General features: G+C 74.1%; 7 protein-coding genes. 3 read left to right on the top strand and 4 right to left on the bottom strand.

Annotated elements, in window-relative coordinates; genetic code table 11:
* Positions 1-20: 20 nt before the first annotated feature.
* Positions 21-5,903, bottom strand: a complete 5,883-nt coding sequence (locus tag AGRA3207_RS34995) for a WD40 domain-containing protein (RefSeq protein ID WP_231331519.1) — start codon at positions 5,901-5,903, stop codon at positions 21-23.
* A gap of 65 nt (positions 5,904-5,968) precedes the next feature.
* On the opposite strand from AGRA3207_RS34995, the gene AGRA3207_RS35000 reads away from it, so the two are divergent.
* The gene (locus AGRA3207_RS35000; protein ID WP_231331521.1) at positions 5,969-7,192 is read left to right on the top strand and encodes an ArsB/NhaD family transporter; all 1,224 of its coding nucleotides are present in this window, start codon (positions 5,969-5,971) and stop codon (positions 7,190-7,192) included.
* A gap of 41 nt (positions 7,193-7,233) precedes the next feature.
* Here the strand turns inward: AGRA3207_RS35000 and AGRA3207_RS35005 are convergent, their stop codons facing one another.
* Genes AGRA3207_RS35005 through AGRA3207_RS35015 form a run of 3 tightly spaced genes read right to left on the bottom strand, consistent with a single transcriptional unit; the run spans position 7,234 to position 10,004 of the window.
* Positions 7,234-8,163: an inositol monophosphatase family protein gene (locus AGRA3207_RS35005; RefSeq protein ID WP_231331523.1), complete on the bottom strand. Its 930-nt coding sequence runs from the start codon at positions 8,161-8,163 to the stop codon at positions 7,234-7,236.
* A gap of 27 nt (positions 8,164-8,190) precedes the next feature.
* The gene (locus tag AGRA3207_RS35010; protein ID WP_231331525.1) at positions 8,191-8,946 is read right to left on the bottom strand and encodes a hypothetical protein; all 756 of its coding nucleotides are present in this window, start codon (positions 8,944-8,946) and stop codon (positions 8,191-8,193) included.
* A gap of 44 nt (positions 8,947-8,990) precedes the next feature.
* Complete coding sequence (locus AGRA3207_RS35015; protein ID WP_231331526.1) at positions 8,991-10,004, bottom strand: hypothetical protein; 1,014 nt, start codon at positions 10,002-10,004, stop codon at positions 8,991-8,993.
* Between the two features lie 201 nt (positions 10,005-10,205).
* Here AGRA3207_RS35015 and AGRA3207_RS35020 point away from each other — a divergent pair, with 201 nt between their 5' ends.
* Together AGRA3207_RS35020 and uvrB are read left to right on the top strand one after the other, a co-directional pair.
* Positions 10,206-11,360 carry a sensor histidine kinase gene (locus AGRA3207_RS35020; protein ID WP_231331527.1) on the top strand — a complete coding sequence of 385 codons (1,155 nt, stop codon included), beginning with the start codon at positions 10,206-10,208 and terminating at the stop codon, positions 11,358-11,360.
* A gap of 80 nt (positions 11,361-11,440) precedes the next feature.
* Positions 11,441-13,558 carry an excinuclease ABC subunit UvrB gene (gene uvrB / locus AGRA3207_RS35025; RefSeq protein WP_231331528.1) on the top strand — a complete coding sequence of 706 codons (2,118 nt, stop codon included), beginning with the start codon at positions 11,441-11,443 and terminating at the stop codon, positions 13,556-13,558.
* Positions 13,559-13,674 lie beyond the last annotated feature (116 nt).

The raw sequence follows: 13,674 nt of genomic DNA on the forward strand, positions 1-13,674 counted from the left end.
AGACGCAGGCGCCGGCCTTGTCAGAAACTGCTTTCCATGGGGATCTGGCGGACCTCGGGAAGGTAGGTGTCGAGCTCGCCGGGTTCGAAGCGGCACATGCCGACGGCGTACCAGAACTCGGCGGTCGCGTCGCCCTCCCACTTGTAGCGGCCGTCGGGCGCGAGCGCGGCCCAGCCCCCGGCGAGTCCGAGGAGGGTCGCGCGCCGCTCGGGGGCGGACGGCCCGGCGACGTCCCAGAGGATGACGGCGCCGTCGTCGCCCGCGGTGGCGAGGAGGGCGCCGTCGGGGCTGAAGGCCGCGGACCAGACACGGCGGGTGTGGCCGGTGAGGGTGTGCAGGAGGGCACCGGTGGACGGGTCCCACAGCCGCACCGCCATGTCGTCGCCGGCGCTGGCCAGCATGGTGCCGGACGGGTGGAACGCGGCCGTCCAGAGGCGGCCGGCGTGACCGGTGAGGACGTGCAGCGTCGCCCCCGTGCCGGGGTTCCAGAGCCGGACGGTGCCGTCGTTGCTGCTGCTGGCGAGGACGCCGCCGGACGGGGAGAACACCACCCGGTAGACGCGGGCGGTGTGGCCGCGGAGGGTGGCGGTGAGGGCGCCGGTCCCGGTGTCCCAGAGCCGGACGAGCCCGTCGTCGCAGCCCGTGGCGACGAGCGCGCCGGACGGGTGGAAGTCGATCGAGCGGACGCGGCCCTTGTGGGCGGCGAGGTTGACGATCTCCCGGCCGGTCGTCCAGTACCAGAGGCGGACGCTGTCGTCGTCGTTGGCGGTGGCGAGGACGTCGCCCTCGGGCGCGAACGCCTGCGCCCACACGTGGTCGGTCTCGACGTTCAGCTCGCGTTCGAACGCGCCTGTCCCGGCCTGCCACAGGTGGACGCCGCCGTCGTTGGTGGCGGTGGCGAGCTGGGAGTCGCGGGTGTTGAACAGCGCGGAGGTGAGGTTGTCGGCGACGCCGCGCAGCTCGCGGACGAGCCGTCCCGAGCGCGGGTCCCACAGCCGGACGAGGCCGTCGTTGCCGCTGGAGGCCAGCAGCCCGCCGTCGGGGCTGAACGCGACCCCGGTGACGCGGCGGCCGTGGCCGCGCAGCACGACGCGGCACTGCCCGGTCCCGGCGTCCCACAGCCGGGCGGTGCCGTCGTTGCTGCTGGTGGCGAGCTGCGCGCCGTCCGGGCGGAACGCGAACGGCCAGACGGCGCCGCGGTGCCCGGCGAGTTCGAGGCGCTGCCGCCCGGTCTCGTGGTCCCACAGCCGGACGGACCCGGCGCCGTCGGCGGTGGCGAGGCGGCTCCCGTCGGGGCTGAAGGCGGCCTGGTAGATGGCGCCGCCGTGCCCGGTGAGGGTGGCGCGGTGGACGCCGTCCTCCCACAGGCGCACGGACGCGTCGGTGTCGCCGGTGACGAGGAGGCGCCCGCCCGGGTGGAAGGCGATGGCGTAGACGCGTCCGGTGTGGCCGAGCAGCTCCTGCCGGATCTCGCCGGTGCGGATGTCCCAGAGCCGGACGACGCCCGCCTCGTCCCCGGCGGCCAGCAGCGACCCGCCGGGGTGGAACACGGCGCGGAAGACGGCGCCGCGGTGGCCGGTCAGTTCGCGGCGGAGGGCGCCGGTGGCGAGGTCGAACACGCGGAGCGTCCCGCCCGCGTCGCCGGTGACCATCAGCGTTCCGGCGGGGTCGAAGACGGCCGTGTAGACGGGCGGGGTGTGGCCGCGCAGCTCGTGCAGGGGGGCGCCGGTGGCGGCGTCCCAGACGCGGATCGTCCCGTCGGCGGCGCCTGCGGCGACCAGGCCGGGGCCACCGGCGACGACGGGCCAGACGCCCTCGGGGTGCACGTCGAGGGCGTGCGCGCAATCCCCGGTGGCGAGGTCCCAGATGCGGACGGTGCCGTCGGCGGAGCCGCTGGCGAGCAGGTTGCCGTCGGCGTCGAACGCCACGGCGTAGGCGCGGTCGCGGTGTCCCTGGAGGGTGCGGATGGGCACTCCGGTGACCGCGTCGCAGATGAGGACGCCGCCGTCCTCGCTGCCGACGGCCAGGACGGATCCGCCGGGGCTGTAGGCGAGCGGCTGGGGGAGGCGGCTCGTCTGGAAGTGGAAGCCGTAGGGGACGCCGACCGCCGCGGGCGCGACCTGGATCTCGACGGGACGGCCCGGCGCGATCGCGGCCTCGCGCAGCTCGGGCGCCGCGGCGATCCGGCTCGGGAGCGCGGCGTCGACGAGCGCGGCGCGCGTCCAGCGGCTCCCCTCGACGGCGACGTCGCGGAGGTCGGCGCGGGCGAGCCGGGCGCGGGACAGGTCGGCGCCGCGCAGGTCGGCGCCCGTGAGCCGCGCCTCGTCGAGGCGGGCGCCGGCGAGGGAGGCGTCGCGCAGCACGGCCCGCGACAGGTTCGCGCCGACGAGCTGCGCGTCGGTGAGGTCGGCGCCGGTCAGGTCGACCTCCTGCAGGTCGCGGTAGGAGAGGTCCTCGCCCTGGAGGCGGGCGCCGCGCAGGTCGGTGTGGGCGGGGGTGCGCAGCCGCGTGGTGATCCGGATGGCGTTCGCGCGGGCGACGTCGCCGGCGCCAGGGTCGGCGAGCACCCCGTCCGCCCATTCCTGGCAGGCGCGGGTGTCGGCGAGGTCGCACAGGAAGTCGACGGTGAGCTGCGTCAGCGCGCGCCGCGCGAGCGCCGCCGGCGCGCCGGAACCGCGGAACGCGCCGGCGATGTGCCGGGCGACGAGCCATTCCATGACGGACGTGTGGATGAAGCCGAACAGGCCCTCGTTCGTCCGGACGAGCAGGCTCCCGGCGCCGACGGCGTGCGTCACCTGGTGGGGGGACAGGCGCCCGTCGGCGAGGCCGGTGAGGGCGTCGGCGACGTCGGTGAGCTCGGCCAGGCGCAGGAACTGCTCGTCGCCCTCCCACAGCCGCAGCGCGAGCGTGCCGACCGCCTCCCACATGTCCTCCTCCCGCAGCCCGGACGGGCCGCCCGCGGGCCGGACCCGCTCGGCCTCGTGCGCCAGCCAGGACGACAGGATCTCCTGGTAGAGGTCGGCGGGGCTGACCGCGCGGCGGGCCTGCGCGACGGCGCGGAGCCGCTCCTCGGGCAGGTCGGCGATGAAGCTGAGCATCCGCGGGTTGGGCGCGAGGGCCAGCAGCTCCTCGACGCCCGACAGCAGGCCGAGCCGGTCGTCGGCGGCCTGCTCGTCGCCATACCGGTTCACCAGGTACGAGCGGACCTGCGCGGGCGTGAACTCCTCCAGCCCGAGCACGCGCCGGTGCGGCAGCACGCCGACCTTCTCGCCGAGCGCGGTCAGCACCTGCGCCTGCGACTTGAAGTGCTGGGTGCGGCTCGCCACGACGATCTTCGCCTTGTCCTGGGCGGCGCGCAGCAGCGTGTCGAGGTGGTCGGCGGCCTGGTCGTAGGTCACCCGGGTGACGAGCTCGTCGAACCCGTCGAACAGCAGGACGATGCGGCCCTGCCGCAGCATGTAGTGGAACGCCTTGAGGTCGATGAGCTCCTCGCCGTGGTTCGCGAGGTGCGCGGCGACCAGGCCGTCCACCGAGTGGGCCTTGTCGAGGGCGCGCAGCTCGATGAGGATCGGGACGACGTGCGGCAGCTCCCCGGGGATCCGGCGGGCCAGCTCCCGCAGCGAGAACGTCTTGCCGCGCCCGAAGTCGCCGAGCAGCAGCAGGAACCGGCCGTGGTCGGCGGCCAGCAGCCGCAGCATCTCGCCGACGACGTCGTCATGGACCTCGCCGCCGTCGCCGGGGTCCGCGGCGTCGTCGGCGTCGGACGGGCCCGCCGGCCGGAACCGGTCCAGCTCCCGGTAGCGCTGCGGGACGTACAGCGACGGCGGGTACAGGTCGCCGGCCGACAGCCGGCCCGTCTGCGCGGTGACGTACTCCGACAGGTCGAGGAGCCCCTGGAACTCGGTGAGGCTGCGCACCCGGATGCCCCGCCGGAGCGCGTCGTCGCGCAGGGACCGGGCCGGGGCCGGGCCGAGGTAGACGAGTTCCGACCCGTGGTCGGCGCCGTCGGCGTGCACGTGCCGGACGAACGCGTCCACGTCGTCCCCGGTGACCTGGCCGACGTGCGCGCCGATCCGGTACTGCCGGACGAAGCCGTCCTCCATGTGGGTGAGCAGCAGGTGCGGCGGGTCGGTCCGCCCGTCGGCGCGGGGCGGGGGGACGACGCGCCGGATCGTGGCGCGCTCGAAGCGTGTCTCGCACGCCTCGGTCAACCGGTCCAGCAGCCGCTCGGTCGGGCCGGGGGCCGGGTCGGCGCCGGCGGCCCCGGCACCGGCCTCCGGCCCGGCGCCGAGCTGGGGCGCGGGTCCCGCGGGCGGTGCCTGACCTCGTGGCGGGGGGAACGCTCCGCCCGCGTCCGCCCAGGCCACGCCGAGACGCTCGGGCCCGCGCCGCGCCGCGTCCTCGGGCACCCACCGCTCCAGGCCGTCCCGCCGCAGCACGACGATCTGGTGGCGGCCCGGCCCCAGCGCGGGGACGCACGGGACGCCGGATCCGAGCAGCGGCATCGCGCGCAGCTCCGACTCCGCGCCCTGGAAGAACGCGTGGACGTGCCCGCTCAGCAGCGTCTCGACGGTCTCGGGGTCGCGCAGCGCGCCCGGCTCGCCGGCGACGGGCGTGTGCTCGACGGCGCCGAGCCGCAGCCACCCCTCGTCCTCGAAGTGCCGCAGCCGCTCGTTGAACCACGCCGCCTGCGCCTGCCCGATCCGGCCGTGGCGGTCCTCCGGGCGGTGGGTCTGCGGCAGGGTGGAGTTGAGCCCGGCCACGACGACCTTCAGGTCGGCGACGGGGAACAGGGTCCAGGGCTGGGCGCTGTCGAAGATGAGCGAGTCCAGCCCCTGGTAGAACTCCTTGAACAGGCCCGCGAAGTGCCGCCACTTCGGCCAGTAGGGCGGCTGCGGCTCGATGTCGTCGGCCTCGCAGCTGGAGAAGTACGCCTGGCAGGCCGCCCGCGTCACGTCGTGGGTGCCCGGGACGGCGATGACGCGCTGCGCCTCCAGGCCCAGCAGCGCCCGCAGGCTCGTCAGGAACGACAGCGCCTCGGTGAACTCCTTGCGGCTGCCGGAGTGGGTGAGGTTGCCGGTGACCACCAGCAGGTCGGGACGCGGGACGCCGGAGTCGGCCAGCCGCGTCACGTCGCTCCAGATGCGGTCCTGCAGCTCCGCGGCCGTGGTCGGCTCGCCGGGCTCGGCCAGCGTCCGCCCGAAGCGGGGCCCGGAGACGTGCAGGACGCTCACGTGCTCGCGCTCCAGGTCCGGGGAGCCCTCGCGGGCGGGGAACGCGGGAGCGGCCACGGGGGCGCGGCGGACGGGCCGTTCCCCGGCCGGGTCCGGCAGCCCGCCCCCGCCGTTCCCCCCCGTTCCGCCGCCGTTCCCGCCGCCCTCGACGTGGCCGACGAGCGGGGCGCGGTCCGCGCGGCCGGGGCCCCCGCCGGGGAAGCCTGGGCCGTTCACCGGCCGCGCGTGGCCCGCCAGGGCCTCCTGGATGCGCCGCATCAGCAGGCCGCGCGCCTCGTCCGGGTCGTCCACCCCCACCAGGTCCACGTAGGTGATCGTGGACAGCAGGCCGTCGATCGGGCAGTCCTCGATCCGGACCGTGACCAGCTTGCGCGCCGGGTCGTCGGGGTCGGCGCGCAGCGCCGCCATCCACTCCAGCCGCCCGTACCGCGACCTGAGGTAGTTGCTCGACAGGACCGCCACGACGGCCTTCGCCTCCGACAGGCCCCGGTCCATGAAGTCGATGAAGTTGGTGCCGGGCACGAAGTCCCACGCCTGCATCATCGTCCGGTGCCCGGCGGCCTCCAGCTGCCACGCGATCCAGGACGCCCACCGTTCGTCCGCGGGCGAGTAGCTGATGAAGAAGTCGGTCGGGCGCTCCTGCCGGGTGTGGTCGCCGGGGGGTGTCATACGGCAAGTATCGCGTGCCCCGGCCGCGAAGAGGGTGTGCCCGCTCCCTATGGGATCATGTCGCGGTGCCGTCCGCGAACGCCTCCCTCCGCAGGGCCGCCCGCTCGCTGGGCGCCCTGGACTGGGTGCGCGCCGGGGTGCTCGCGCTCGGGCTGGTGTTCGTCGCCACGGGACTGCTCCCGGCGGAGACCGCGCGGTCGAGCGTCGGGCGCATCGCGCCGCTCCTGCTCTTCCTGTTCAGCGTCATCGTGCTGGCGGAGCTGACCAAGGAGGCGGGGGTCTTCGACGCCATCGCCCAGCGGATGGCGCGCGCGGGACGCGGCAACTATGCGGCGCTGTTCCTGATGTGCGTGGCGTTCGCGTCCGTCATCACCGTGTTCCTGAACCTGGACACGACCGCCGTGCTGCTCACGCCGGTGATGCTGGCGCTGGCGGCGCGCGCGCGGATCGCGGCGCTCCCGCTCGCGATGACCACGGTGTGGCTCGCGAACACGGCGAGCCTGCTCCTGCCGGTGTCCAACCTGACCAACCTGCTCGCCGCCGACCGCGTCGCCCTGGAGACGCCCGCGTTCGCCGCCCGGATGTGGTTCCCGCAGGTGGCCGTCCTGGCGGTCACGATGGCGCTGCTGTGGGTGTTCTTCTGGCGGCGGGGGATGCGCGGGGCCGAGTCCTACGACCTGCCCGAGGTCGCCCCCGTGCGGGACAAGGTCCTGTTCTCCGCGACGGGCATCGCCTGCCTGCTGTTCATCGGGGCGATCCTCGCGGGCGTGCACACCGGCGTCCAGCTCGGCGTCGCGGCGGCGGTGGCCGCCGTCCTGGCCGTGGCCGCGTTCGCCGTGCGGGACCGGTCGGCGCTGCGGCCCGCCCTGATCCCCTGGCAGCTCATGGTGTTCGTGACGGGCCTGTTCCTGGTGGTGCCCACGCTCGAACGCTACGGGCTGGACGAGGTGATGCGCTCCCTCGTCGGCGGCGACGACGGTGTGGCGGGCGCGCTGAGGGCGGGCTTCGCCGGCGCGGGCCTGTCGAACGTCCTGAACAACCTGCCCGCCTACGTCGCGGGGGAGTCGGCCGTCCCCGTCTCCAACAGGGACCAGCTCCTCTCCCTGCTGATCGGGACGAACGTGGGCCCCGTCATCACGCCGTGGGGGTCGCTGGCCACGCTGCTGTGGTTCGAATGGTGCCGCCGGTGGGACGTGCGCGTGCCGATGCGCAAGTTCGTCCTGACCGGCACCGTGCTTGCCGTGCTGGGCTGCGCGGCCACGGTCGGCGCCCTCCTGGCGACGGGCTGAGCAGCGACCCGCGGCCGTCCGGCGTTACCGGGTGCCGGGTATCACCGGGCGAGGGGGGTGCGGCGGGTGCGGCCGTCCCCGCCCGCGCCGCCGACCTCGCCCAGGACCGCGCCGGTCGTCTCCAGCAGGCGGTCCAGCAGCTCCGGCCGGGCCGCCACGAACCCCAGCTCCGACGGCGTGCGGTCGATGCCCAGCTCGTAGGGGCGTCCGTCCAGGCGGCGCAGCTCCACGCCCGCCTCGGCGGCCAGCAGCGCGCCGGGGGGCAGGTCCACGATCTCGGGCAGGTACCCGGCGATCCCGTCGATGTCACCGCGCGCCAGCATCACCCACGCCACCAGCGGCGCCCACAGCTGGAGCATCCGCGAGCAGCGCATCTCCAGCGCCGAGCGGAGCGCGAACGCCACGTGATCGTCGGACCTGACCTGGTGCCCCTGCGTCCAGGCCAGCACCGGGTTCCTCTCCCGCCCCGGACGCGGGCGCACCGCGAGCGTCAGCGGTGAGCCGTCCGGGCCCAGCGCACCCTCACCGCGCACCGCCGACCACGTCCGTCCCGACACCGGGTCGTGGACGACCCCCAAGACGGGGACGGCGCGCGCGCACAACGCGAGACCGACCGCGTACACCGGCATCCCGATCGCGACGTTGTTGGTGCCGTCCAGCGGATCGACCAGCCACACCAGGTCCTTGCCCGACCCGTCCGCGTCCGCGGCCCCGTCGAGCACCCCCGACTCCTCGGCGATGATCCGGTGCCCCGGGTACGCGGCGCGCAGCCGTCCCAGGATCAGCTCCTCGGCGGCGGTGTCCAGGGCGGTCACCACGTCCCCGCCGTCGCCCTTGGGGCGGGCCTCCACGGGACCGCCCGTCCCGGCCCGGAGCAGGGCCCCGGCGGCCTCCGCGGCGCCGACCGCCACCCGCCGGGCCTCGGCGAGATCGACCGGAGGGGCCGGTGACGGGGAGCCGGATCTCATCATGGCCTCTCCAGGGATGTCCGGCGCGCCCTACCGGCGCGCCGAGCGGTGACGCCGCGGGTGCGGGACGGACGGTCGGGGCCCGCCGGGCGGGTCCGGGGACGGGTCGGCGGCCGGGGGGCCGCCCTCGGGCGGATGCGCGTCGGCGATGCGGCGCGCCGACCGCCGGAGCGCGCGCACGGCCTCACCGGGGTCGGACCGAGAACGATGCACCCGATGGGACGCGATGTCCAGCGGGCCCAGCGAGAGGTCGCCGCCCCCGGGCGTCTGGCGGCCGAGCGCGACGGTCGCCGCGTCCTGACCGTCCTCGATGAGCGTGCTGTGGAACACGCCCGCCGGGAGGGTGTAGGACTCCCCGGTCCGGTGGGTGGTGGAAGGGCCGGGGGAGCAGTGCACGGCCCGGCCGGTGGCCCTGAGCTCGTCCACGTCGCCCCGGCTGACCACCTCGAAGACCTGCCGCGCCGCGCCGTCCGGGCCGTCGTGCACGTCCATCCGGACGTTCCGCACCGTCCCGTACAGGACGAAGCTGATCAGATCCCAGCTGTGGCAGTGCACGGACGAGGTCGTCGACGGGGCCGGCTCCACCTCCGGCGTCCAGATGTGCAGGCACACCCCGTAGTCGCCGGTCCGCTCCACGGGAAGGCACAGGAATCCCAGCGGATGGCGGACGGCCGGGACGGGGGATTCCCCCGCGGCGACCTCCTCCAGGACCCGGCGCGCCCAGGGCGGCAGCGTGCGCGCCGCGGTCCCGGCGCCGATCTCCCCGCGGATCTCCTCGTACCTCATCGCCCGCAATCGCTCGCAATCGATCGCTGCCGCACTCGGCGGTCTCACTCGTACGGGTCCTTGGCCCGCAGCGCCTTCCTGATGATCTCGATGACGTCCCGGTCGGTGTAGCCCTGGGCGAGGTCGATGCCGATCACCTTGAAGAGCTCGCGGACCTCCTCGACGGTGGGCTCGTCGTCCAGCGGCGCCAGCCTCGCCTGCTCGACCGGGACGCGCCGCGCCTGGTCCAGGCTGGTCTGCAGCTCGGCGCTCACCCAGCTGTAGTAGAACTTCGTGCTGTCGATGACCAGCGCCTCGCCGCGCGGGTCGTCGCGCGTGACGACCACCCGCGACGACGACAGGTCGTAGCGCAGCGTCGTCATCGTCCGCGCCAGGCCGATGTCGATGTCGAGCATCCCGAACCGCTGCTTGTGCCAGCAGGCCGCCAGCAGCGTGGCGTACGCCTCCTTGCGGGTGCGCTCCACCGTCCACGGCTCGCCGGTGGCGTCCGGGCCGTCGGCCACCGAGCGGCGGTGCCGCGCGTACGCCTCGCAGACCTCCACGTCCGTCGGGTCGATGATCTCCAGGCGGAACAGCAGCGTCCGCCGCTCCCGGCGGGCCGCCGCCACGCACTCGGGCAGCGTCTTGGCGCGGATATAGGTCCCGGTGCCGCCCTTGAAGAACCAGCGGTCGGTGTCGCGGCGCGCCTCCGCCAGGACGTGCGCCACCTGCGCGCCGCCGATGACGCGGACGACGGTGGTCTCGTCCAGGGCTCGCTTGGTGTCGGACAGGACGCCCTCGAACGCCTCGATGTGGGTCAGCTTGCCGCTCAGGTCGTCCAGCGTGGCCGACGAGGCCCGCAGGGTGTCGCGCACCTCCGCCTCCACGGGGATGCGCCGCCCCCGGTCGCGCAGCACCGACGTCGCCAGCAGGCCGATGACGGCGAGGATCGCGCTGTTGGTGACGTCGTCCTCGTGCGGCAGGTCCACCCCGACGCCGAGCACCGCGACGGCGATGGCCAGGACCAGCGCGATGAAGGCGTCGGCGTTCTTCCCGAGCCAGGTGGCGAAACGGGTCATTGTATGCGGTTACCCCAGTCCTTGTCGGCGCCGTCATCGTAACCACAGCACCGGGAAGGCGGCCACCGTGCGCAAGCCCCTGCAGGTCAGGCGTTCCGGGCTCCCCGGGACGACCTGGGGCGGGCCGGGCGCGGGGTGCCGCGCATCACCTTCTTTTCCCAAAACGACCTTGGTCCCCGCCCTGCCCATAGACTCGGTCGCATGCAGCTGCGGGGCTGGTGGTCGGCGGCGTGGCCGGCGCGGCGTTCACGCGCGCTCGACATCACCCTCGCGGTGTCGCTGGCGACCGTGGACGGCATCGCCCTGTGGTTCGCCGACCAAAAGTTCTGGCTTCCGCCGCCCGTCGTGTCGGCGTGCAGCGTGATCATGGGCCTGGCGCTGGTCTTCCGCCGCCGCCACCCGGTCCGGCTCACCGTCTTCGCGATGGCCTTCGCGACCGTCACGGGCGCGGGCATGTTCACCGGGCTCGTCATCCTCTACTCGCTGGCCGCCTACGCCCCGTCCCGGCGCACCGCGTGGGGGCTGGCGGCGATCGGGTTCGCGGTCGCCCTCGCGTTCCCGGGGCCCACCGCGAGCGACCAGCCGCTCCTGGCCCAGGTCGTCTTCGGCGTCGCCTTCACCGCCGTCCCCGTCCTCCTGGGCCTCTATATGGGGGCGCGCAAGCAACTGCTCGCTTCCCTCCAGGAGAGGGCGGCGCGGCTGGAGCGCGAACAGCACCTCCTCGCGGAGCGCGCGCGGGGCGAGGAACGTACCCGCATCGCCCGCGAGATGCACGACGTGGTCGCCAACCGCATCAGCGTCATGGTCGTCCACGCGGGCGCGCTCCGGGCCATCGCCGTCCGCGACCCCGCCCGCGCCGCCGAGACCGCGGGGGTGATCGGCGACATGGGCCGCCAGGCGCTGGAGGAGCTCCGCCACGTCATCGGCGTGCTGCGGCAGGGCGAGGAGGCACTGCCGCAGGAGGCGGTGACCCTCGCCCACGTCCGCGAGCTCGTCGGCCAGTCCGGCGCCGCCGGGCTCCGCGTCGACCTGGCGATCCGCGGCGAGGAGCGTCCCATGCCCACCGCCGTCGGGCGGACGGTCTACCGGCTCGTCCAGGAGGCCCTCACCAACGTGCACAAGCACGCGGGCGCCGCCGACACCCGGATCGACCTCGGGCTCCTCCCCGAGGCCGTCGAGGTCGAGATCGCCAACTGCGCCCCCACCGCCCCGCCCGACCACGGCCTGCCGAGCGGCGGCAACGGCCTGGTGGGCCTGCGCGAGCGGGTCACCGCCCTCGGCGGCAGCTTCGAGGCCGGGCCGGGCGCCGACGGCGGCTACGCGGTCCGCGCGCGGCTCCCGCTTCCCGCCTCCTGACCTGCGGAAATATTGGGGCGTCCGCGATTGTCGTAGTCCCTGCATACAGTGGGGGAGTAGCCAGAGGAGGGGGAGCCGGCATGCGGCCAGTCACCGATCTTCGGCGCCGGGTGGCGCCGTTCGAGGTCGTCACCGAGATGACGCCGTCCGGCGACCAGCCCCAGGCCATCGCCGGGCTCGCCGAGCGCATCGGCGGCGGCGCCAAGGACGCCGTCCTGCTCGGCGCCACCGGCACCGGCAAGACCGCCACCATCGCGTGGCTGGTCGAGAAGCTCCAGCGGCCCGTCCTGGTCATGCAGCCGAACAAGACCCTCGCCGCCCAGTTCGCCAACGAGCTGCGCGAGATGATGCCCGGCAACGCCGTCGAGTACTTCGTCTCCTACTACGACTACTACCAGCCCGAGGCGTACATCCCGCAGACCGACACCTACATCGAGAAGGACTCCTCGATCAACGACGAGGTCGACCGGCTCCGCCACTCGGCGACCAACTCGCTGCTCACCCGCCGCGACACCGTCGTCGTCGCGTCGGTGTCCTGCATCTACGGCCTCGGCACCCCGCAGGAGTACGTCGACCGCATGGTCCGGCTGCGCGTCGGGCAGGAGATCGAGCGCGACGACCTCCTCCGCCAGCTCGTCGGCATGCAGTACACGCGCAACGACCTGGCCTTCACCCGGGGCACCTTCCGCGTCCGCGGCGACACGATCGAGATCATCCCGCAGTACGAGGAGCTCGCCGTCCGCATCGAGATGTTCGGCGACGAGATCGAGAAGCTCGCGACCCTGCACCCGCTGACCGGCGAGGTCATCACCGAGGACGAGGAGCTGTACGTCTTCCCCGCCTCCCACTACGTCGCCGGGCCCGAGCGCATGGAGCGGGCCATCGGCGCCATCGAGGCCGAGCTGGAGGACACCCTCGCCGTCATGGAGCGGCAGGGCAAGATGCTGGAGGCGCAGCGGCTGCGGATGCGCACCGCCTACGATATCGAGATGATGCGGCAGGTCGGCACCTGCTCCGGCATCGAGAACTACTCCCGCCACATCGACGGCCGCGGCCCCGGTACGGCGCCCAACACCCTCCTGGACTACTTCCCCGAGGACTTCCTCCTGGTGATCGACGAGTCGCACCAGACCGTCCCGCAGATCGGTGCGATGTACGAGGGGGACGCCTCCCGCAAGCGGATGCTGGTCGAGCACGGGTTCCGGCTCCCGTCCGCGATGGACAACCGCCCGCTGAAGTGGGAGGAGTTCCTCGACCGCATCGGCCAGACCGTCTACCTGTCGGCGACGCCCGGCACCTACGAGATGAACCGGGTCAAGGGCGACGTCGTCGAGCAGGTCATCCGTCCCACCGGCCTCATCGACCCGGAGATCGTCGTCAAGCCCACCAAGGGCCAGATCGACGACCTCATCCACGAGATCCGGCTGCGCACCGAACGCGACGAGCGCGTCCTCGTCACCACCCTGACCAAGAAGATGGCCGAGGACCTCACCGACTACCTCCTCGAACTCGGCATCCAGGTCCGCTACCTGCACAGCGAGGTCGACACGCTCCGCCGCATCGAGCTGCTCCGCGAGCTGCGCGCCGGCGAGTTCGACGTGCTGGTCGGCATCAACCTGCTGCGCGAGGGCCTCGACCTGCCCGAGGTCTCCCTCGTCGCGATCCTGGACGCCGACAAGGAGGGCTTCCTGCGCTCCGAGACCTCCCTCATCCAGACGATCGGCCGCGCGGCCCGCAACGTCTCCGGCCAGGTCCACATGTACGCCGACACGGTCACGCCGTCCATGGAACGCGCGATCGACGAGACCAACCGCCGCCGCGCCAAGCAGCAGGCCTACAACGAGGAGCACGGCATCCAGCCGCAGGCCCTGCGCAAGCGGATCGCCGACATCCTCGACTCCCTCGCCCGCGAGGACGCCGACACCGAGACCCTCATCGGCGGCGCCGGCCGCCAGCGCAGCCGCGGCAAGGCCCCCGTCCCCGGCCTCGCCTCCCGCACCAAGGAGGTCGGCCGGCACGCCGCCGACCTCGTCGGCGAGCGGCCCCGCGAGGAACTGGAGGGCCTCATCGGGCAGATGACCGACCAGATGCACCAGGCCGCCACCGACCTGCAGTTCGAGCTGGCCGCCCGCCTCCGCGACGAGATCAAGGAGCTCAAGCGCGAACTCCGCGACATGAAGGAGGCCGGCGTCAGCTGACCACGCCCGCGACGGCCGCCCACACGACGTCCGCGGCCGCAGGGAAGCGGTCCTCCAAGGCAAGCCGACAGCCAACGCGCAACCCCGCGCAACCCACGCCCGTCTCCCGCGCGCGG

Source organism: Actinomadura graeca (assembly GCF_019175365.1).
GTDB classification, from domain to species: domain Bacteria; phylum Actinomycetota; class Actinomycetes; order Streptosporangiales; family Streptosporangiaceae; genus Spirillospora; species Spirillospora graeca.

Coding starts and splice junctions, on each gene's coding strand:
- AGRA3207_RS34995 (WP_231331519.1), bottom strand. CDS start 5,903: ATGACACCCCCCGGCGACCACACCCGGCAGGAGCGCCCGACCGACTTC.
- AGRA3207_RS35005 (WP_231331523.1), bottom strand. CDS start 8,163: ATGATGAGATCCGGCTCCCCGTCACCGGCCCCTCCGGTCGATCTCGCC.
- AGRA3207_RS35010 (WP_231331525.1), bottom strand. CDS start 8,946: ATGAGGTACGAGGAGATCCGCGGGGAGATCGGCGCCGGGACCGCGGCG.
- AGRA3207_RS35015 (WP_231331526.1), bottom strand. CDS start 10,004: ATGACCCGTTTCGCCACCTGGCTCGGGAAGAACGCCGACGCCTTCATC.
- AGRA3207_RS35020 (WP_231331527.1), top strand. CDS start 10,206: ATGCAGCTGCGGGGCTGGTGGTCGGCGGCGTGGCCGGCGCGGCGTTCA.
- uvrB (WP_231331528.1), top strand. CDS start 11,441: ATGCGGCCAGTCACCGATCTTCGGCGCCGGGTGGCGCCGTTCGAGGTC.